Here is a 21,043-nt window from a genome sequence, read left to right as displayed (position 1 = left end):
CGGGTTTGGTAAGCCTGATACCTACATTCACTCTTCACCCAGTGGACGCGATAAACGTTCTTTTCTTAATACGCCCTGTATGCCGACAAACAGTACGCCGGTCAGCAGCAAGGTGGCAATCAGGCCGTCGTAGCCGTAAAAGGTAATGGCTGCGCCGGAGAATAGAGGCCCGCTGATACTGCCCGCAGACCACACCAGCCCCAGAAGGGAATTCATCACAATCAGTCGCTGGCCGGCAAACCGCTGCCCCGCCCGAACCAAAGACAGCGTGTAAAGCCCGCCTGCGGCAGCGCCCAGAACGATACAGACGGGAATCAGAAGTGTAGGGGAGGAAAACGAGAAGGTGATCAGTACCAGCATCACACAGAAAAGGATGCCGCAGCTGAGGTGGGTTTTTATGATGCCGCATTTGTCTGCCAGCCAGCCAATCGGCGTCTGAAAGACGGCATCGCCCAGAAAGATGAGCGTAACCAGTAAGATCGCGGATTTTTCGTCTAAACCTTGTTCCATGCCGTAAAGCGGAAAGAGCGAAAGTATGCTGGCATCGAAGAAGGAAAAGCAGAGCACGCCAGAGGCGATGGCCGGGAGAAAAGGGATAAGATCCCGATAAGACGCTGAGGACGATTCCTCTGCCTGAACCATCGTGGCGCAGTTCCTCAGCATGAACGCACACGCGGCGGAGATGCCACAAATGACCCACAGGGCATAGGTTTGCATCGACTCGCCAGCGGCAATAAGCAGCGGCCCTATCAGCTGACACCCGGTGAAAACGGCGGCATACAGCCCTGTCAGCGTCGCTTTGTGTTTGTCTGAAGCCCGACTGGTGACCCAGGTTTCTCCCAGTACCACCAAAACACCCGAGGCGAGCCCGGTTAACAGACGGGGGAAAATGAGCGAAACAGGGTGTGACAGCAGGAATGAGGCAACGGTGGATGCCGCCAGAATAATCAGGCTGCCGGAGAGCAGATAGCTGGCGTGCAGACGGCGACTGAGCCACGGTGTAACGAAAGAAGATAGCATCATCCCTGCCGCCGGAAGGGCCGCCAGAACGCCGAGTGTTGCCGTGCTGTGCCCGTGCTCGGCCAGCTTCAGGCTGATCAGCGGCAGGGTGTATCCTGTCACCAGCCCCACAAGCGAGGCGGCGATAATCATGTTCAGTGTCGTGAAATGGGTTTCACGGGAATGTGCTGTCATTGTCTTTCCAGTTGCGGGTTTAACAGGCGTCCTCCACCCCGGAAAGGCAGGTGGACACTTCCTGCATTAGCCAGGTATGAAATCGTACGTGCTTCTCATTTTGCTCAAGAGGGATGGGCGACAGCAGATAATAAGCTGAACCATCCTGCGCAAATCCGTAAGGAGCATGCAGTTGTCCGCTCGCAATCTCGTCCTGCACCATCAGGAAAGACGCCATTGCCATGCCCAACCCCGAGACCGCCGCCTGAATACACAGATAGAAGTGCTCGTAGTCCGCTCTGACGCTGCCTTTGATGGAAACATGCGTCTGCCGTTGCCAGGTTGCCCACGCTTTTGGTCGCGTTCCGGTATAGAGCAAACGCATCCCTTCCAGACTGTTTTTACGCTCGGCTTTGTCGCGACTTACCGGCCCCATCCATTCGTCGCACACCTTTACTCCATGTGTTTGCGGATCCCAGTGAAAATCGTCACGCCGCAGCGCAAGGTCAACGCCGCTGCGCACAAAATCAATCGGCCCGCCTGCCGCTACCAGATGGAGTTTGATATCGGGGTTTGCCTGATTAAACGCCGGTAGCCGTGGAATCAGCCATTTCATGGCAATCGTGGGCTCGCATGACAGCGTCAGCACGTCATCCTGCGCACCTTGCTGTAGCCGATAAACTACCCCTTCGAGCTGCTCGAAAACGGACTGCGTGACCGTATGCAAAGAACGGCCCGCTGCGTTTAAAAAGATCGCGCGGTTACGTCGTTCAAATAGTTCAACCCCCAGCGCCTCTTCCAGCAATCTGATCTGCCTGCTGACGGCGCCATGCGTGACATGCAGGGACTCGGCGGCTTTAACAAAGCTACCTGTTTGTGCGGCCGCTTCAAAGAAGCGAAAAGAGGCTAACGAGGGAAGTTTCATATACGCGATGAAATTTGACAGATTTACACCAAGATAAATCGCTTTTTTGCCACATGCAAACGCTGAATAATCACACCGCCCTCAGACAATAAGAGAGGTAATGGCTTAAATAATGAGGAATTATCGTGAGGTTGGCATTGTTGATGGCCGTATTTCGTCAGTCATCTTTGCCTTCCTTTTTTAGCCCGTCTGTCACCTATCTGTGCAAAATCATCGTGAAAAAGATGGTTTGCCGAACAAGGGAAACGTTAATGAATGAGTTAATTGCCGTCGCGACGATCACCATTTTGGCGGTGATCAGTCCAGGGCCTGATTTTGCCATGGTGACCCGCAATAGCTATGCCTTTGGCTCGCGCGCCGGATTACTCAGCGCGTTTGGCATTGCCTGCGGCGTCCAGATCCATGTGATGTATACCGTTTTTGGCATTGCGGTATTCATTGTCAGCTCCCCGATGATATTTATGGTGATGAAGATTCTGGGGGCGTCGTATCTGATTTATCTGGGATATAAGTCGTTAACCAATAAGACAAAAATAACATTGGAAGAGGCATCCGGTCATGCACCGTCATCGTTTGCCGCGTTTTGCATGGGTTTTCTCACCAATGCGCTTAACCCGAAAACCATGCTGTTTGTCGTCGCCACCTATACTCAGGTTGTGCAGCCTGGTAGCCCAATAAGCCATAACGTTGGCTACGGGTTATTCATGTCGGTGGCGCACTGGGTCTGGTTCAGTATTGTTGCGCTGTTTTTTGCCGCCCCGGCTATGCGTCGTCGGCTGCTCGACAGGCAACGTCTGGTCGACAAAGGTATCGGCGTTGCGCTGATTGCGTTAGGCGCTTCGCTGGCGTTGACCAAAATGACCCTCTGAGGGGGCAATTCATCGGATCAGGCAAGAAAACCATCGGAATGCTATACCTGTCTGCTGAGGGATTAAGGAAAATAGTCGATTTCTTAACATGATCAATTTCTCAACATAATCGGTTTCTCAACAGAAAAGGAAATAGCCATGCTTGTACATGCGTATGGGGCCCATGCGGGCGATAAACCTCTCGAACCGTTGCAGATCGTCCGCCGTGCGCCGGGAGCTCACGATGTCCAGATTGAGATTGCATATTGTGGCATTTGCCACTCGGACCTGCATCAGGTGCGTGCTGAATGGGCAGGAACACAGTTTCCCTGCGTGCCCGGCCATGAAATCGTCGGGCGGGTATCGGCGGTAGGTGCCCACGTCTCCGCCTTTAAGGCGGGCGATCTGGTGGGTATCGGCTGCATCGTGGACAGCTGTCGACACTGTGAAGAATGCGATGATGGTTTAGAAAACTACTGTGATGGCATGGTCGGCACCTATAACGGCCCGACGGCGGATGAGCCCGGCTGGACGCTCGGCGGTTACTCTCAGCAGATCGTCGTGCATGAACGCTATGTGCTGCGCGTCCGTCACTCTGAGGCGGAGCTGGCTGCTGTCGCGCCGCTGCTGTGCGCGGGGATTACGACTTATTCGCCGCTGCGCCACTGGAATGCCGGGCCGGGTAAGAAGGTCGGCGTCGTCGGTATCGGCGGGCTTGGCCACATGGGGATCAAACTGGCGCATGCCATGGGGGCCTATGTTGTGGCGTTCACCACGTCTGAATCCAAACGTGAAGATGCTAAGGCGCTAGGCGCCAATGAGGTCGTGGTGTCTCGTAACGCGGAAGAAATGGCGGCACACGCGGGCAGCTTCGATTTAATCCTGAATACCGTTGCCGCGCCGCACGATCTGGATGCGTTTCTGGTTCTGCTGAAGCGTGATGGCGCGCTAACGCTGGTCGGTGCGCCAGCATCGCCGCATCCTTCTCCTAACGTGTTCAACCTGATCATGAAACGCCGCACGGTGGCGGGATCGATGATTGGCGGCATTCCTGAAACGCAGGAAATGCTGGATTTCTGTGCCGAGCACGGGATTGTTTCTGATATTGAGCTTATCCGCGCCGACGAAATCAATGAGGCCTACGAGCGGATGCTCAAAGGCGATGTGAAATACCGCTTCGTCATTGATAACGCCACGCTGAACGCTTAATTAGCTGAGTTCCACAGCACTGACTTCCTCCCGACGCTGTGGGACTATCATCAAGTATCAAGTGATTTATCACGCCTTCTCGACATCATGAGAAAAATCAAGCCGCTGTAATTTCCTGTCACCAACGACGCGTGGATGCGGTACTATTCGTCGTCATACCTTTATACCAACGCGTTGATTTTCCTTCTCTATCACAGCGAAAAGACAGTTTAAAATGGAAATTTATCTTGGTTTAGCTCTGGTTGGTCTGGTGGTTATCTGGGCGATTTTTACCTACAACCGATTGATATCTCTGCGACGTTTTAAAGATGAAGCCTGGAGCGGCATTGCGGTGCAGCTAAAGCGCCGGCACGATCTGGCTCCCAATCTTCTGACGTTGGTCAAGCGTTACGCGCAGCACGAAAAAGATCTGCTGGAAGCCCTTTCCCGTCAGCGCACCCGCCAGACTGGCAGCACGCGGCAAATTGCTCAGAATGAACGGGAATACTCAGGAACGCTGGGGCGCTTTTTTGCGCTGGCGGAGGCTTATCCTGACCTGAAAGCTAACCAAAACTTCCTCGCCTTGCAGCAATCGCTCTCTGAAATTGAAGAGCAGCTTCAGATGTCGCGCCGTTATTTCAATGCCACGGTGCGGGATTTGAATATTCAGGTGGAATCCTTCCCCAGCCTGTTAATCGCCAACCTGTTCCAGTTTAAAACCGAAGCGTTCTTTGAACTGGAGAATCCCGCAGAGGGTGATGTTCCACGGATGGAGTGACGTGATGGCAAGGTGGGTGGATGCGCTGCGCCGTTGCGGCTGGCTGGTTTTACTCGCATGGAGTGTTTTAGTTCAGGCGAACGCGCTGGATAATACGTTTATCCCTGGTGTTAGCATCGCGCCGGGCGCTAACGTTGATGACCGGCTAGCGGACGAACGTATTTTGCTGTTTGATTCGCAGGCACGCTTTCAGACGGATGGCACCATGCTGGTGGATGAGACCATTCAGGTTCAGTCGACCGGCGAGCAGATCAAACGAGGGATTTTCCGCACGCTCCCGCTAGTCTGGTATCGGCAGGACGGCAGTACGTTCCGGCTGGCATACCAGATTACGCAGGTGCTGCGAGATGGCGAGCCGGAAAGCTACAGCATCGATCAGGCGGGTGAACAGATTAAGGTATTGATTGGTCGTGCCGATCGTCAACTGCAACCCGGAGTCTACCGCTACCGTATTCAGTATCAGGTGAGTAACCATTTCAGCCGCTTTCCCAACTGGGATGAGCTGTATTGGAACGTCACCGGCAACGGTTGGAACTATCCCATCAATCAGGTGCGTTTTCGCCTGAACCTGCCGGAGCAAGCGGCGTTTCTCTCTGCCAGCGGTAAAGATACCCGCCTGCAATCGATTGATGTTTATACCGGTCCGGTGGGCAGGAAAGGCGACAACGCCCGCATTCTGGCAGATGGCAGTATCGAGACGCTCGCGCCGCTGCATTCGGGGGAAGGCGTAACGGTCGCCTACACCTGGCCGCGGAGTATTCTGGCTTCCGCCCCTGCACCGCAAGAGGATTCTCTGCTGGGGAATTGGCTTTCGCCCGCGTTGAAAAGCGGGATACTGTGGTTTCCTCCCTTTCTGATCGTGGCTTACTACCTGTTTTGGTGGAGTAAGCATATAACCCCCCTTGGCTTAACGAAACCCGCAGTCATGCCGTTGTATAGCGTTCCCAATGGCATTTATCCCGGCTATGTACGTTACCTCTGTCAACGAACCTACGATAACGTGGCTTTCTCCAGTGATGTCTTGGATCTGGTTGCCAGGCGTGCGATTGCGCTGACAAAAGTCATCCATAAGCCGAGAAAAAGCCGAAGTGGTATGACGCAGAGGCGAGAAGAGCAGTGGCTCACTCGCTTACCTGAAAGCGAGTCCATGACGCTGACACCTGAGGATAAACAGCTCCTCAGCACCTTGTTTCCCGGCAAGACGAAGAAACTGGATATTACGGAAACCAGTATGCGTTCGGTGCCAATGCAGAAGGCGCGTAAAGCTCAAGAGGCGCATTATGAAAAAATGCACCCGACGCTGTTTTTATCGATTGCAGGAGCTGTGAGGGCGGGTCTCGCGCTAAGCCTGTTGGTTCCGGTGCTGTATGGCTTTTTCTTCAATCTCTGGACGGCAATAAGCACGGTCATCGGCATGCCTTTCCTGCTGTTCAGTATGATGCTGTGTCTGCAATTAATTAAATACGCACGCTTTTCCGCGCAGCTAAAGAATAGTGAGAAAAGTAAAGCCTCGCTTTTTCTGGTGGTGGCCGGGTTTCTCTTCACACTGCCGTTTGGTCTCGGGCTGTTTCGCTTACTGACATCGTCTCAATTGCCGACAGACTATCAGGGGGCCTTATTGGTCAGCCTGTTATTGTGTCTGGGGTTCTTCTGCATCGTCCCGCGCCATACCCAGAAAGGGTTGAATGGTTTGGCCATAGCCAAAGGGATGACCTTGTACCTCCGCGCCGCAGAAGAGCGCCGTTATGAGACGCTGTATCCGCCCGATGAACGAGTGACTCATTTTGAACGTATGCTGCCTTATGCGCTGGCGTTGGGCGTGGGGGAAACCTGGGCCAATACGTTTGCTCAGTATCTGAAAAGCCACCAAATGGTCTCTGACGTGTTCTCCAGTACGCAGTGGGACGGCATTTCCCAGTTCAACAGCGCGTGTAGCGCCTCGTCAAGGACGGTGGTGAACTCCGGTTCTGGCGGGGGAGGCGGCAGTTCCAGTGGTTCGGGCTCTTCCGGCGGAGGCTCGTCGGGGGGCGGTTCCGGTGGCGGCGGTGGAGGCGGTTGGTAGAATCATCAATACCGTGCTTTGGGGCAGTATTTCATCTGCGATAAATAATAAGGAAAAATAGAAAAATGACGGACAAGCATTCAAACGAAGCCGGGGCATTACCACAACACGACCTGCCGATGCGGGATGAATCGCTTACGGCAATCAACAAATGGTTTGATACGCAGGAGCAAAGGGCGGGGCTCGATGAGATTATATCGCGAACAACATTGCAGGTCGGCATCCATGACGATCTGATACTGGATTATGCACCGGGGCGTACATCGATATCCTCTGAAGCGAAGCCGGATGCCGATGGGCTGTCGCCCGGCAGTCGCAAAGGTGCGCTGAGTGTGGCGCAGATACAGGAAAGTATCGTTCCTGTGCTGGCGCAGGCTATCGCGCAGCGTGTTGAGAAATTGGCAGATACGGCGCTGATTGACTACCGGTTTTGTTTTCGGGCTGTATTTCCGGCAACGGAAGGTCGCTTGCTGATTACGCTGTTTACATTCATCAATGAGGTGAAAAAACAGCGGCTACTTAACGCTATTCACGACTATATCGATCGCTATCTTACCCACGGCACCGCGCCAACAGAGAAGTTACAAACTTTCTTTCTGGTTCGTCACCTGTTCGATGCACATCTCTTTCCTGCGATGGATATCGACAACGTCATCACTCTGCTTGAGCTGATTCAGCAGCGAAACGCAGGAAGTGCGGAATTGTCTGAGCATCGACGCACCATTACCCGTGAGTTAAAAGCGTGGGTGGATCAGCACTTTTTGTTGCGCTATTGCGACGTGTCCAAACCCGAGTATTTTTTTGAACCAGATAAGTATACTCTCAAGCCCGGTATCGCACTGGAGTTACAGGGTTCACAAACGCTTCATCCCCTTGAATTAGTGCTCTATGCGGCCGTTATGATTCTGCGCTATGAACCTTCTTATAGTAAGTCCCAGGCTCTGGAATATCTGGATATCGCGAAGCAGTTGGGTTATCCGCGTGCGGTAAGCATGATGGAAGAGGGAAGCGGCACGTTTGAGCACGCGCTGATTAACCTGAAGAATGAAGAAGTAGAATGCGTGGCGAATGATGTGTTTGCGACCATCACCGTTCGTATTCGCAAGGAAAGTGCCGAAGCGTATGAGCAGGCACTGCGCTTCATTACGCGCTTACTGACGCTCGGCTTCCCAAAGAGCTACAAGATCGTCCTGAAATCGTCGGTGCGACAGTACCTTCCCATCAAGGGGCTGGCAAAATCGGATACCCATCGTTTTTTTGCTAACGCGTTGCAGTATGCATCGAACTATCCACTGCTTGAGGATTATGCTCGTGCAGCGATCGAGCAATTTGAATGGTATGCCGATTCGGAAGGTGAGAAGTGCATCATGCCGGGAAGCTATGCCGTATTTGGGCTGGGTCTGACCGATGCAGGGTATTTCCCTCTCGTAAAAGCGTATATGGAAAGCGTGGATGATGAGCATCAATCGGTACAAGATGCGTTCATTCGGGCGTTTTTCGATAAGCATAGCGTGACGGCGCAGAACGTGGCGACGCTGGTTGCCTGTTTGAGCCATGCGACAGAAAGCCTAAAGTTGAATATGTTGCCTGCGTTAGAGGATGACGCGCTGTTCGAACAACTGGTCGAAGAAGTGCGGATGCGGGAACCCGCCGTGATAGAACACATCTTGTATCTCATCTGGGGCAATACCAAGAAACTCGCCGCACTGGTGAAGAAATCAGAAGCGAAGCGCGGCGCGTTGTTGACGTCACTCATTCAGGCTTCGGCCTAATCGTAAATGTAATAACGACAATCATCGGGGTGAAGCCGCAGGTGCTTCATCCCGTTAAGGAACGTATTTATGACCGCTATTCTGCTGCTGGACTCGCGTGCCGATGAGATCGGCTCTGTCTTAAATCATAGTGCGCCAGAGCTTGAGCTGGTGCTCTCAAATGGTACGGCGGAGCAGGCGGCGGGCTGTCCGATTTGGCTGGGCGAACCTGATACCGCAGCGGCACTGCTGGCTCAGGGAGCGAAACCGACGTGGCTACAGTCGACCTGGGCGGGGTTCAAGCCGCTGCTGGCCGATGGGTTACCGCGTGATTACCGTCTGAGTCGCGCCGTTGGCGTGTTTGGGCAGCCGATAGCCGAATATGTGATTGCCTATATGCTCAGGCATGAGCTGCGCCTGGGGGAACGGCAAGCCAGTCAGGAAGAGCGGCGCTGGGATCACCGTTTACCGGGATCGCTGGCGGATAAGAACGTGCTGATTGTCGGCGCGGGAGAGATCGGCTGCGAGGTTGCTGGCTTTCTACGGCCTTTTGGCGTTGAGCTATACGGCATCGTCAGTACGCCAAGGCAGCGGCCTGATTTTAAACAGATCATGAGCTTAGCGGAGCTACCTGCCGCAGTACCGAAGGCCGATTATGTCATCAACCTCCTTCCCGATACCTCGGCAACCATCGATATCTATGATACCCGTCTGTTTGCAGCCATGAAGCCTTCGGCGCTGTTCATTAATGTCGGGCGCGGTAGCGCCGTGGTGGATGATGATTTACAGGCGGCGCTGCGTGATGGACAGATTGCGGGAGCGGTGCTGGATGTATTCAGGCAAGAGCCGCTACCGTACAGCCATCCGTTCTGGAACACGCCAAACCTGACGTTGACGGCGCACATTGCCGGGCCGATGGTGCCGGGGCTGATGGGGCGATTATTTCTGGAGAATCTCGCTCGCTTTCATGCCGATAATACGCTGCGTGGCGAGGTAGATTTTAATCGAGAATATTGAATAATTAGTTTGATAATTATAAACGAGTGATTTAATTATATTAATAATATTTTTAAATTACTCATTTAAAAATTTCATTTTAAATATTTTTGTAAAAATTTATTGGGATTATATAGCGTGCTGGTGTAATACTACTCCCGCTAAAAATCAATATTTGTTAATTTTTAAATAATAAGTCTGCGTTCTATTTGAGAATACTCAAAAATAAGGAAATCTTGGGATGAAATATCATCGTTTGAATTTATGTCTTGCGGCAGCTGGACTGGCATTCTGTATGAGTTCAGCGCTTGCTGAAACCAGCGTTTCTGTCGAAGTGAAGGATATAGGGAAACTGCAAAAGAAAGGTACGGTTTCTGCTTTTAGTGCGCCCAGCAATATACAAGCGCATGCTGCAAGTAATTATAAATTTCATAAAGCGGAAAATGAGGGGGTTGTGGTTATTTCCCCTAATGCATCAACTGCGCAGGCTGATGCAAAAAGCGCGCAAAACAAACCGTTATCCAGCACTCAACCTCTTGCTAATAACGCTGCATTTACCCCTTTGTGTCCAACCCTTGCCGTAAATTCAATTTATACGCTGGATGGGCTGCAAAGTGGAGGTAGCGCCTGTTATCACTTTGAAATCACTCAGCGTTCTAAAACAACCGCTTTTGTCGTAGGCATGAGTCCTGAAACCGATATTGCACTCAGCTTGATGCGCGATGATGGGCAGAATAATGTGACGGCAATTAATTATTCAAATCAAGCGGGAAATGCTGATGAGGCTACGTTAGATTTAACGCCGCCGGGGCATTATTACTGGTTTATGGAGGCCAATACTGCCGATGGCTCCGGTTTTAATTTTGGCGCTATCGTTAATACGAATGTTGATGACTATGAGCTGAACGATATTCCCTCTCTGGCTACCCCTATGTCTGATAGTTTGAGGGAAATTGAGGCTAACTCTGATAGCGATTCTGATGCGGATTACTACGTCTTTACTGCAACCCGTGGCCAGCATGTTTTACTTCGCTTGAATGGCGTGACGAGTGGAACCAATAACAACTGGTTACTGGCGTCTTCCACTGATGGGGGTAATACCTGGACAACCCGTAATACCGCACAGGAAATTACGATCGTTCCATCTCAGCCGAATGAGAAAATTTTGGTGAGAGTGCTGCCTAATCCATCAAAATTACCGACCGTTTCTCAGAAATATAAGCTAACTTTGGGCTCCAAAATTGTTCAGTTTAGCCATTCTGTTTCGGGGGAAAGCACCGTTCTGCGTATCCCTAGTTCTGCGCCGACAGCGTATGGTTTCATGACCACGCAAGCCTATCGGGATGTGACCTGGGGAGTCACGATGGCGGATTCAACTGGCGCGGGTATTCCAAATATCGTTGCGATTCTTATACTCGACCAACGAGAAGACAACGGTGCGTTAGAGTTTAATGCTGCCAATGCCCACGGAATAATCACTGATTCAAATGGGCGTGCCTCTGGGTCTGTGAAATTGGATAACTGTTATGCTGATTACACGACACAGTTCCAGGACTACAGCCAGGGTTATATTAATACGTGGAGAACAACTTACGATGTGGGTGCATGGCGTATTGAAGTCCCGGCTCAGAGCGGTGTTGGTGTAGGCGGGAATAATGTCACTCACGTCACCTTCGGGCACATTTGTAAGCAAACCTTGCTGAAAAGTGTGAAATCCTGATACGCATGAGCAAGTGAAATATCAGGCCGCCTTAATGTCAGGCGGTCTGGTTGTGGAGGCGGAATCATGGCTTCGCCTCCACAGCGATGTTGCTGATTGAAACTGGTGGCAATGTTTTTCCGTGAAAAGGGCTTGCCACGCTGAGTTGGTTGGTACATAATGCTGTCCGTTGAATTGCTTGGTTGGTAAATAGTGATTAAATTCATTAAGTTACGAGTGATTTGGCAGGATTTGATAAATTTTGATTTCAGTGTAGTTTACTGAAGTAAAAGATAATAAATCCGATTCTAAGCGGGAATAGCTCAGTTGGTAGAGCACGACCTTGCCAAGGTCGGGGTCGCGAGTTCGAGTCTCGTTTCCCGCTCCAAAATTCTTCATCATCCTCGTTACTCTCTTCTTTAATTCGACAGCGTGTTTGTACCCCTCTTGGTATCGCCTTCACTCTCATTAAATATCTACGCTTCTTCAGGAATTCAGCACCTGTTTGACGATCCAGCGGAAAGCCAGATCGAATATATCGCTTAACATTCCGAATCCAAGGAGTCTATGACCACTCTGTCACTGGTTTCCTCCTGAACCTCATTCCATATCAGTTAATAGTGCTTATTTTTATATAGAGGATAATAACGATTTCATCTTATCATTATAATGAAATATTAGTGTGGTGACTGTGTCGCTTTTATTCCTTTTTCATCGAAAAAGTAAAAATAATATTTTGTTTTTTATCTGTTGTAGGCGATCTTTTATGTCTTATTTTGTTTATTACTCTTCTTTTTTAATAACTTGATGTTAATCCCCCAGCTTTTTCAAAATAATCCCTATTGTGATATAAAAATATTTCTATTTTTTCTTTTAAAAGGGATTATATGGAAATTTTAAAATATCTTTCGGCTACAGCTTTGCTTCCCCTATGTTTGTTTTCCGGTACAGCGCATGCACTTGATGGTTCTTATACGAGTGGGGATATGAAAAGAATGGATGTTCATTCTGCAAATATTTGGAACCAGTTTACTTTTCCCATATCTCCGGGCGTTGCTCCTCCTGCTAACACAAAAGTAAATATAATATATTGGAATTATGGGCTAGGTCGGCTTCAGGTCGGGAACAAAGGAGCACTGACTGTCTATTTATGTCAGGGCAATACATCGACGTGCATCAATATTTCCGATATGCAGTCTGGTTCAACGACTGCATTTAAGTATAAGTCGGCTACCATACCATTCTTCTTATATTATCGTGTGGATAGCAAATCAATAATCGGTACTATTTATGGTTCTGGCCCTACACAGCTCACCGTAAATTGGACTGATCGCTGGTGAAAATGAATCTGACTGCAATTTAATGCCTGTGGTGTGACTTGACGTTAATATCATGTGCAGGGGTTTACATCATAAATATAGAATTCCTGCACATATTAATAGTTAAGTATGAATATTATTTAACTGCAAATTAATTCATTGGTTGGTTTTATTATTTACCGAGTGTCGAAAAAGTAAATGGCTCACGATGGTTTAACACGGACGTTACACGGTGATGCGTTGAATCAATGAAGAACGTGCTTTCAATGGTTTTCCTAAAGCACAAACAGTAGGATAATTCGATTAATGTGATGCTTTCGGGGATCGGCAAAGAGGCAAGGATGTCTGATGAAAGAATAACGGATCTGATCTGTTTACAAGGTATTTCACACACCTATAGTATCGGTGCTTCCTCTCAATCGGTGCTGCACAATATTTCACTGTCTATTCCTGCCGGGCAAAGCTGCGCGATCGTGGGCGCGTCGGGTTCTGGTAAAAGCACCTTGCTCAACATCATCGGCTTGCTCGATCAGCCTGTCTCGGGGCGTTTATTGCTCGCAGGGCAGGATATGTCTCAGGCAAGTGCTGATGAACGTGCGATCGTGCGTAATCGGGTCATTGGCTTTGTCTTCCAGAGTTTTAATTTACTGCCGCGTCTGGATGCGTTGGATAACGTGGCGCTTCCCCTGACCTACCGCGGCGTCTCGCGTCAGGTCGCTCGCCAAGCCGCCCAGATACAGCTGGCGCGCGTCGGGCTTGCAGAGCGAACCCACCATCGGCCTGCCGACCTGTCCGGCGGTCAACGTCAGCGGGTGGCTATTGCGCGTGCGCTGGTCGGTGAACCTGCGCTTCTGCTGGCGGATGAACCGACCGGTAATCTCGACAGCCAAACGGCTGATGACATCATCACGCTATTGCTGGCATTGAACCGCGAACAGGGGACGACGCTCGTGATGGTGACGCATGACGAAGGCATGGCCTGCCGTATGGCGCGGCGCATTCATGTGCAGGATGGCCGAATCCATGAGGTAAACCATGTCTGATCCTCGTTCACGGATGGAAGCGCGGCAAGAGCACTATGGTCCTTCGTTGCAACAGCGTCTGCTTGAGCCATTGAACAGCCTTATTCTTCTGGGGCGACGTGCCGTTCTGGCCCTCCTTGGGATTGCCGTGGGTTGCGGATCTGTTGTCGCTTTGCTGAATATCGGGCACAACGCGGAAGCTGAAGCCATGGGCGTCTTTAAAGGGATGGGCAGCGACCTGTTGGTGGCCACCGTGCAGAATCGGGCGGGCAGCCATGCTACCGGTTCGGTTCCTGCCGATTTGGATATCCCGGTTTTGCGACAGCATCTGCCTGATATTAAGGCGGCAACCGCGTTAATTATTACCTCCACCGAAGCGCGGCTGCGCGGGCGTTCACTGAGTACCATGGTGGTGGGCTGCCGGGCTGAATTGTCGAACGTTTTAGGACTGACGCTCGCGCAGGGCCGCTACCTGAGTGATTTCGATGAGCAAAGTACTTACATCGTGTTGGGTGCGAATGTGGCAACACAATGGGCATCGCAGGGGGGCGGCGCCGCTGTGGGTGAGCGCGTGCAAGTGGGCGGGTACCTGTTTGAGATCGTAGGAATCCTTCAGCCGCAGGGACACAATCCGCTAGTTCCCGTCTCGGTTGATGACTCTATCCTGATGCCGATCTCCGGTATGCGCCGTGTCATGCCTGCCCCACAAATCATCAGCGTGATTGCACGTAACAGCAACAGCGATACGCTGATGCAAACGGGCTCACAGTTAAAGGATTATTTGGCCGCTCTGATGCCGAAACTTGATATCGATGTGCAAATCCCACAGCAGCTACTGGAGGGAATGGCACAGCAGTCGCGGATGTTTTCATGGCTGCTGGCGGGGCTGGGGGGGATTTCCCTGCTGGTAGGTGGGGTTGGGGTGATGAATGTCATGGTGATGAATGTGTCCGAACGACGCCGTGAAATTGGTGTTCGTATGGCGCTGGGGGCGCGGCCGCGCGATATTGCGGGTTTGTTTTTACTGGAGGCCGTTGTGCTATCCGCCTGCGGGGCTCTGATCGGGGCGGTGTGTGGTATCGCGGCGGCGTGGCTGTTTGTCTTTTTTTCAGACTGGTCAGTCTTTTCACTTTCGGCATTGTCACTTCCCCTCGGCATTGGCAGTTCATTGGCGATTGGCCTGTTTTTTGGGCTTAACCCGGCGATGACCGCCGCACGGCTTGAACCCGTACAGGCGCTACGCGATGCGTAAATCTATCCTGTGTTTACTGATTTTGTTTTCTGCTCATGAAGGATATGCGGAAACAGCGTTGAATCCTTCTCAGGCGACGCGGCAGGGGCAGGCGACAGTCAGTACGTCGCTGAATGCACAAACGATCGATCTCACGCTGAGCGATGCCATTTATCTTGGTTTGCGCGACAATCGCGCGATCCGTAGCGCCTATCTGGATCGTATCGCGCAGAAATTTGATCTTCGGGTTGCAGAGGATCGTTTTACCCCCAAGCTGTCGCTGACGGGCAGTTACCTTTCCAACCGTAACCAAAGCGATCGTTACCGGCAGGGCAATCTGACGCCGACATCAACCCTGCTCACACCTTATGGCACCCGCTTCAGCCTCGGCTGGACCTACCGTCACACGCAGGCTGATAACGCCGGGTTGTCGCGTAACGATGGTGCCAACATTACTGTGATTCAACCTTTGCTGCGCGGCGCAGGTAAAGACGTCACGACCGCGCCAGTCCACATTGCACGGCTGTCTGAGCAGTTAAATCGTCTGGCGCTGAAATCTACGGTTTCACAGACGATTACGCAGATTATTGCTGCCTATCGAGAGCTGTTGCGCTCGCAGGAGCAACTGCAAATCGCGCGTGATGCGCTGGCGCGAGCGCGCCAGCTGGTTGACGTCAACCGTGCAATGATTGCCGCAGGGCGCATGGCTGAATTTGAAATTGTGCAAACCGAAGCTGAAGTGGCCACGCAGGAACTGGCGCATGAAGAAGCCAGAAACCAGTTGGATACCGCCCGCCTTGCGCTGCTGCAACTTCTGGCACTGGATTTAAATACGCTGATTGTGGCCACGGATGCCATGCAGGCACAGCGCGTTGATGTTAACGCCGCACAGGCGTTGAAGCAGGCCGAAGCTTCCCGACCGGCCTATCTGGCGCAGATCATCGCCAACGAGCAGGCGGCGCTCGGTCTGGCGGTTGCACGTAACGATCGCCTGTGGGATGTCTCGCTGATTGGGGGCGCCAGCCAGGTGCGCGATCGTGCAGCACAGAGCAGTACCTCACGTACCTGGGAGAATTATGTTGGCGTTCAGGTGGAGATCCCTATCGGCGATCTGAGTACCCGTCAGGCGGAGGTTCAGGCGCGAGTGAATGTGCGTAATCAGCACATTCAGCTGGATGAAGTCAGGCAGCAGCTTGAACGCGATGTCACTAATGCGGTACGTGATATTGGTACGCGCTGGCGGCAGTTTGAGATTTCCCAACGCGCGCGGGATTTGTCGCGCCGCAAGCTAGATATTGAACGAGAAAAGCTCACGGTAGGGCGTTCCAGTAACTTTCAGGTGCTGAGCTTCGAGAACGATTTACGCAACGCTGAAAATGCCCGCCTCAATGCACTGATCGGCTATCTCAATGCGCAGGCTGAACTGGATGAGACGCTGGGTACCACATTACAAAGCTGGGATATCGCACTCAATGATTAGGCATCATTTTCTGTCTCGCCTGCGTCGGCGTCACCTTATGGCACTGCTGTCGATCGTGGCATTTGGCATGTTCATCTGGCTGCTGGCAGGGCGTACGAACGAGCAGGAAAGCGCGTCTCAGGGACAATGGCTCCCTGTTCAGCCCCAGTTGTTGGAAAATCAATTAGGGCTGGTTGGACGCATCCAGGCCGCGACGCAGACCACGCTGGCAGCGCCTTTTGAAGGTGTTATCCGTGAGGTGCTGGCACGCGAGGGACAACGCGTCGAAGAAGGGCAAACGTTACTGATACTGGATCCCGGGCAAATTGAGATTCAGTTGCGTCAGGCGCAGGCCGACGTGCTCAAGACACAGCGTGAGGTACAATCGCTCAGGCAGTGGGAGCAAAGCACAGAGGTGTCGCGCGCGCGGCGCGCATTAAGCTCAGCCCGGTCAACGTTTAGCAATACGCAAGCCAATCTTCGGGATACACAAGCGCTGTTCGAACGCGGTATCGTCGCGCGTATGGAAGTTGACACGCTAAAGCAGCAAATTCGTTCACAGGAACAGGACGTGATTGCGGCGCAAGAAGAGCTGCGAACGGTGCTGGCGCGGGGGAACGGCGAGGATCGCAAGATTGCAGAGATGGAACTGACGAATGCACAGGTGCGCTATCAGGCGCTGGCTGCGCAGGTTGAACGGCAAATCGTCAAGGCGCCGTTTAGCGGTGTTGTCGTGCGACCTGCTACGCCTGATAACGGCAAGCCTGTGGTCATCCAACCCGGTTTGCCAGTCAACCAGGGGACGTCGCTGTTTGGGGTCATTGCTCAGGATCGTTTTCAGGTGGCGACTCGGGTAGAAGAGACCGATCTGCATCAGCTGCAAGAAGGGATGGCGGTTAACGTGACCGGGGATGGCTTTGCCGGACAAACGCTGACAGGCAAGGTCGCGTCGATTGATATGCAGGCTGATGCGGCCGATATGTCAGGCAGCGGCGCGTACTATAATGTGGTGGTATCACTCGATACGCCGTTGGCGGACTTAAGGCAAAATATTCGCCTGGGGATGAGCGCGCGGCTGGCTATTATTGTCTATCGTAACGAGCAGGGCATCGCGGTGCCCGCACAGGCGGTGCGTACTGACGAGAATGGCCGTGCCTATGTGATTTATCGTCCGACCGCTGACGCTTCGCCAAAGAAAATCAACGTGACGCTGGGGAAAACCGTGGCGCAGGGCGTAGAAATCGCCGGGTTGGAGGCGGGTGAGGTACAGATTCCTTAGTGATTTATTTGAGTATGGCGTCAGTCACTATAACACCTTCAAACGCTTCATTTTGTCAGGGCACCTTGCTGTTCCTGATTGAGAATAGCCCTGCAAGTGGCATAAAGCGCGTGAGTGGCCCAATGGTGAGCCACGATACGGAACTGAAAGGCGGTAGAAGAAGTGCCACCGCCTTACGCTGTGGTTGTGTGTTAGAAGCTGACGTTCAGTTTCAGGTTTGCGGTATTGTCGGTAACACCGCCACCGAATTGGCCACCGTAGGATAATGACAGGTTCGCATTGTCGGTCAGTTTCTTGCCGATACCAGCTTCAATTCGTACGCTGTTTTCCGCCAGTGGCGTTCCCGTCACGCTATGGCTATCCGCTCCGATAAAGTGCAGACGTGCGGTGGGATCGATGTCACCAAAAGCATGTCGCCAGCCGACGCTACTATTCACGGTCCACGCCCGCTCTTGCGTGCCGAAGCTGCGTTCCAGACGTACGCCGAAGGTAGAAAAGGTCGTATCCATTTTGATTGCCTCTCCGCCCAAGGCGGCAGCGCCGCCGGTTTCGCTGAAGCTATCCATTTTACTGGCGACGTGCGCTAATCTAGCGAAAGGCTCCACGGAAACCACGTTAGTATCGAATTTCATCCGTGCTTCACCAAATACCTGAAGGGTACGCGCATCCAGATCCGCCGACAGTTTCTCGTTCAGAGAACCGACGGTGACGGCGCGTTTCGCTGCTATATCGCCCCAACTTCCCGTAGTACCGAAGGTGAACCCCAGTCGGTTATACGTATAATTTGCATAAGCACCTAACTGGTAATTGTCGACATCTGTAGAGAAACGGCGATTATTGACGTCGAATTTGCCTTTATCCGCTCCTGCAAAAATACCGAGCGTCATATTGTCGGATAGCGCGCCATCAATACCGAGCAGAAAACCATGGCGGCGATAGTCGGTATCGGCAGTGCCATTGGTGCCCTTGGCATCCTGGCGGCCACCAGAAACGTTGATCCACACGTTCTCATCGTGCGCGGTACGGGCATGGTCTGTGACGGTATCGCTGACCGTCAATGCGCTGCGCGTCATGGCTCCGGCCAGCGAGGCATAACCTTCTCCCGATAAAGCGTCAAAGGCATACGGTGGTGCGCCCCGATCGAGCATGGCTACCGCGTTATAAACGGCATTGCCTGTTCCTAATGATTCCACCGCATTGGCAACGGCTGACTGGTTAGCGGTGGTCGCCGCTGACGCGAAGGTTATGTCATTGCGCGCGAGCTGCATTGTCACTGCATTCGCGGTATAGCCCAGATTGGCATCAAGGAAGGCATACTGGCTCGTCACTGTACCAAAGGTGCCGGAGATGCCATTGCCCGCCGTCAGAATGGTATAGGTTGACGCGATACGATAATCCCCACTCTGGCCGACATGCAGCACTGAAGCATCGCCCAGCGTGGCGGTTCCTGTCACGGCGATCAGATCGCTCTCGGTCGTATCTGGATTCACTTCAACTTCATAAATTGCCCCATTGGTCAGGGTCAGATCGCCGTTCACCGTGAGTGTGCCAATGGAATTACCCGGTGCAAGCGTACTGCCGCTGGCTACGGTCAAGCTGCCTATCGCACCGCTACCGGAGACGGTAGCGCCATCGGCCACCGTGATGGAACCGCCCAGTGAACCGTTAACTGCCAGCGTGCCGTTTGTCACCTGCGTGGTACCGGTAAAGGCAGACGCATTACCCGTATAGGTCAGCTTGGCCGCTCCGTCTTTACGCAGTGTCCCGCTGCCTGAAATGTCATTTGCGAGCGTATCGTCGGTGCTGATGTCAAAAGCCAGCGTGGCGTTGTTGACGATCGCTCCGCTGCCGAACGCCCGGCCATTGGTGCCAACCAGCGTTCCGCCGGATACGGTTGTGCCGCCGCTCCAGCTATTACGCCCTGCTAGCGTGAGTTGCCCGCTGCCTGACTTGGTAAAAGCGCCTGTGCCGGTAATGTCGTTGAGCCACAGATCGGCGGCAGACAGACCGCCGTCTGCTGCGTTCATCGTTACAGAAACGTTGCTGTTGAACGCGCCGTAACCGTTTGCCGCCTTGAACAGGTTCAGGCGATCGTAACCCATACCGTTATCCATCACGCCGCCTGATGCATTCGACGTTGTCGCCAGAATGTCGCGCTGCTGAGAGGCGGTCAAATAGGGGTAGCGTGTTTCGATCAGTACTTCCGCGTTTTGCGGAACAACGGCGGCGGCGCTGGTGTCACCGATAGGCGTGAAGGTGTCTTCAAACGTGTATTTGGCGTACAGGGCTTTATCGATCTGATATTGAGCGTAGGCCGCCTCGGCATTCTTGCCGTTGGTATAGCACGCGGTGATGGTGCCTCCACATTGCGTGGCAAAGAATGCCTGCGCCTGAGCATAGGCTTCTGCGCGCAGGGTCGGATTGGCGACAAGATCCTGAATAGCGTAGTAGGTCGCATGCATTCTGCCGCCGATGACATCCAGCGGTGAGTGAATACCCGTCACAACGCGGCTATAGCCAATCTCGCCAGCGCGAAGGATCAGGTCTGAATATTGCTGCGGAATCGCGTAGGCGAGACCGAAAGCGGCGAGGTAGCCTGCGTTAGTGTGTCCGCTGGGGAAGCCGCCGTCACCGTTTCCCGTTGCTGGCACGCGGGCAACGAGTGATTTTTGCAGAACCCAGCTTAGATCCTCGCCGTCCAGCGTTTGGCGGAAAGGACGCGGATAGTTGTAGTTATTTTTGGCCGGTGTGGTTGAGGCTGGGTAGCGCACGGCGTTGACGAGTTCGACGACCTTACCCAGACCGCTGGTGGTTGACCCCAAACCGTTGCCGCCGTCGCTCACCCGACTGCTGTACGCGCTGTCAGGGATACCGTTCACCGTGGTGAACGCGCCAGTTTCCGCTTTCAGTAGACTGGCAAGCGGACCCAGACCGGCGATGACCGCGTAGTTTGCGTCCTGTGCATCGAATTCAAAAGCCGAGATTTCTTGCGCCTGAGTCCGTGAACGGGCGATGTCGATCACCGTTTGAATATTCTGCCGAAGTACGATTTCTCCAAGTGGAGTCGGGGTGCCCGTGTTCCAGGCCGTACCCGCTGTCCAGAATTGGTTAAAGCCGGACAGGACATCAATCGATGAGGCGGGTTCTGTTCCTGCCGCAGAGGTGCTTAACGGTATCAATGAGGCTATCGCCGTAGCCAAAAGCGCTTTCGTGGGGGATGTCATGTGAATTATTCCTTTAATTTTCTATGTGTTATGAAATTTCGGGCGGCAGTTTAACGATGGCAAATGACTAAACGGTGACGCTGCTATGA

Annotated in this window: 15 protein-coding genes and 1 tRNA gene; 13 read left to right on the top strand and 3 right to left on the bottom strand. The window is 52.7% G+C overall.

The window, feature by feature from the left end; all coding sequences use genetic code 11:
• Positions 1-27: 27 nt before the first annotated feature.
• Complete coding sequence (locus tag R9X49_RS16915) at positions 28-1,194, bottom strand: MFS transporter (RefSeq protein WP_319849497.1); 1,167 nt, start codon at positions 1,192-1,194, stop codon at positions 28-30.
• Between the two features lie 19 nt (positions 1,195-1,213).
• Positions 1,214-2,098 (bottom strand): LysR substrate-binding domain-containing protein, encoded by an 885-nt coding sequence (locus R9X49_RS16910; RefSeq protein WP_319849496.1) that lies wholly within the window; start codon positions 2,096-2,098, stop codon positions 1,214-1,216.
• Between the two features lie 251 nt (positions 2,099-2,349).
• Here R9X49_RS16910 and R9X49_RS16905 point away from each other — a divergent pair, with 251 nt between their 5' ends.
• The 13 genes from R9X49_RS16905 to R9X49_RS16845 all read left to right on the top strand — a co-directional run bounded on the left by R9X49_RS16905 (position 2,350) and on the right by R9X49_RS16845 (position 17,730).
• Positions 2,350-2,967, top strand: coding sequence for a LysE family translocator (locus R9X49_RS16905; RefSeq protein ID WP_319849495.1), 618 nt, complete (start codon positions 2,350-2,352; stop codon positions 2,965-2,967).
• 138 nt (positions 2,968-3,105) lie between these two features.
• Positions 3,106-4,155: an NAD(P)-dependent alcohol dehydrogenase gene (locus R9X49_RS16900; protein ID WP_039475775.1), complete on the top strand. Its 1,050-nt coding sequence runs from the start codon at positions 3,106-3,108 to the stop codon at positions 4,153-4,155.
• A 214-nt stretch (positions 4,156-4,369) separates the two neighbouring features.
• Positions 4,370-4,912, top strand: a complete 543-nt coding sequence (locus tag R9X49_RS16895) for a LemA family protein (RefSeq protein WP_319849494.1) — start codon at positions 4,370-4,372, stop codon at positions 4,910-4,912.
• A 4-nt stretch (positions 4,913-4,916) separates the two neighbouring features.
• Positions 4,917-6,974: a DUF2207 domain-containing protein gene (locus R9X49_RS16890; RefSeq protein ID WP_319849493.1), complete on the top strand. Its 2,058-nt coding sequence runs from the start codon at positions 4,917-4,919 to the stop codon at positions 6,972-6,974.
• A gap of 65 nt (positions 6,975-7,039) precedes the next feature.
• A complete protein-coding gene (locus R9X49_RS16885; RefSeq protein WP_319849492.1) occupies positions 7,040-8,746 on the top strand; it encodes a DUF6138 family protein in 1,707 nt (568 codons plus the stop codon).
• A 69-nt stretch (positions 8,747-8,815) separates the two neighbouring features.
• Positions 8,816-9,742: a D-2-hydroxyacid dehydrogenase gene (locus R9X49_RS16880; RefSeq protein WP_319849491.1), complete on the top strand. Its 927-nt coding sequence runs from the start codon at positions 8,816-8,818 to the stop codon at positions 9,740-9,742.
• A 220-nt stretch (positions 9,743-9,962) separates the two neighbouring features.
• Entirely contained in the window at positions 9,963-11,441 is a 1,479-nt protein-coding gene (locus R9X49_RS16875) for a hypothetical protein (protein WP_319849490.1), read from the top strand.
• 291 nt (positions 11,442-11,732) lie between these two features.
• A tRNA-Gly gene (locus R9X49_RS16870) sits at positions 11,733-11,808 on the top strand.
• A gap of 499 nt (positions 11,809-12,307) precedes the next feature.
• Entirely contained in the window at positions 12,308-12,760 is a 453-nt protein-coding gene (locus tag R9X49_RS16865; RefSeq protein WP_319849489.1) for a flagellar protein FlhE, read from the top strand.
• Positions 12,761-13,080: 320 nt separating this feature from the next.
• Positions 13,081-13,782, top strand: a complete 702-nt coding sequence (locus tag R9X49_RS16860; RefSeq protein WP_319849488.1) for an ABC transporter ATP-binding protein — start codon at positions 13,081-13,083, stop codon at positions 13,780-13,782.
• The gene (locus tag R9X49_RS16855) at positions 13,775-15,013 is read left to right on the top strand and encodes an ABC transporter permease (RefSeq protein WP_319849487.1); all 1,239 of its coding nucleotides are present in this window, start codon (positions 13,775-13,777) and stop codon (positions 15,011-15,013) included. Before R9X49_RS16860 ends, R9X49_RS16855 begins: the two co-directional genes overlap by 8 nt.
• Positions 15,006-16,472 carry a TolC family protein gene (locus tag R9X49_RS16850; protein ID WP_319849486.1) on the top strand — a complete coding sequence of 489 codons (1,467 nt, stop codon included), beginning with the start codon at positions 15,006-15,008 and terminating at the stop codon, positions 16,470-16,472. Before R9X49_RS16855 ends, R9X49_RS16850 begins: the two co-directional genes overlap by 8 nt.
• Complete coding sequence (locus R9X49_RS16845; protein WP_319849485.1) at positions 16,465-17,730, top strand: efflux RND transporter periplasmic adaptor subunit; 1,266 nt, start codon at positions 16,465-16,467, stop codon at positions 17,728-17,730. The genes R9X49_RS16850 and R9X49_RS16845 overlap by 8 nt, the downstream gene beginning before the upstream one ends.
• Positions 17,731-17,921: 191 nt before the next feature.
• Here the strand turns inward: R9X49_RS16845 and R9X49_RS16840 are convergent, their stop codons facing one another.
• Positions 17,922-20,954, bottom strand: coding sequence for an autotransporter domain-containing protein (locus tag R9X49_RS16840; RefSeq protein WP_319849484.1), 3,033 nt, complete (start codon positions 20,952-20,954; stop codon positions 17,922-17,924).
• Between the last annotated feature and the right edge of the window lie 89 nt (positions 20,955-21,043).

Origin of the sequence: Pectobacterium carotovorum, from assembly GCF_033898505.1 — a bacterium.
Taxonomy (GTDB): Bacteria; Pseudomonadota; Gammaproteobacteria; order Enterobacterales; family Enterobacteriaceae; genus Pectobacterium; species Pectobacterium carotovorum_J.
Note: the sequence above shows the minus strand (reverse complement) of the source record. Positions and strands in the feature narration are given on the sequence as shown.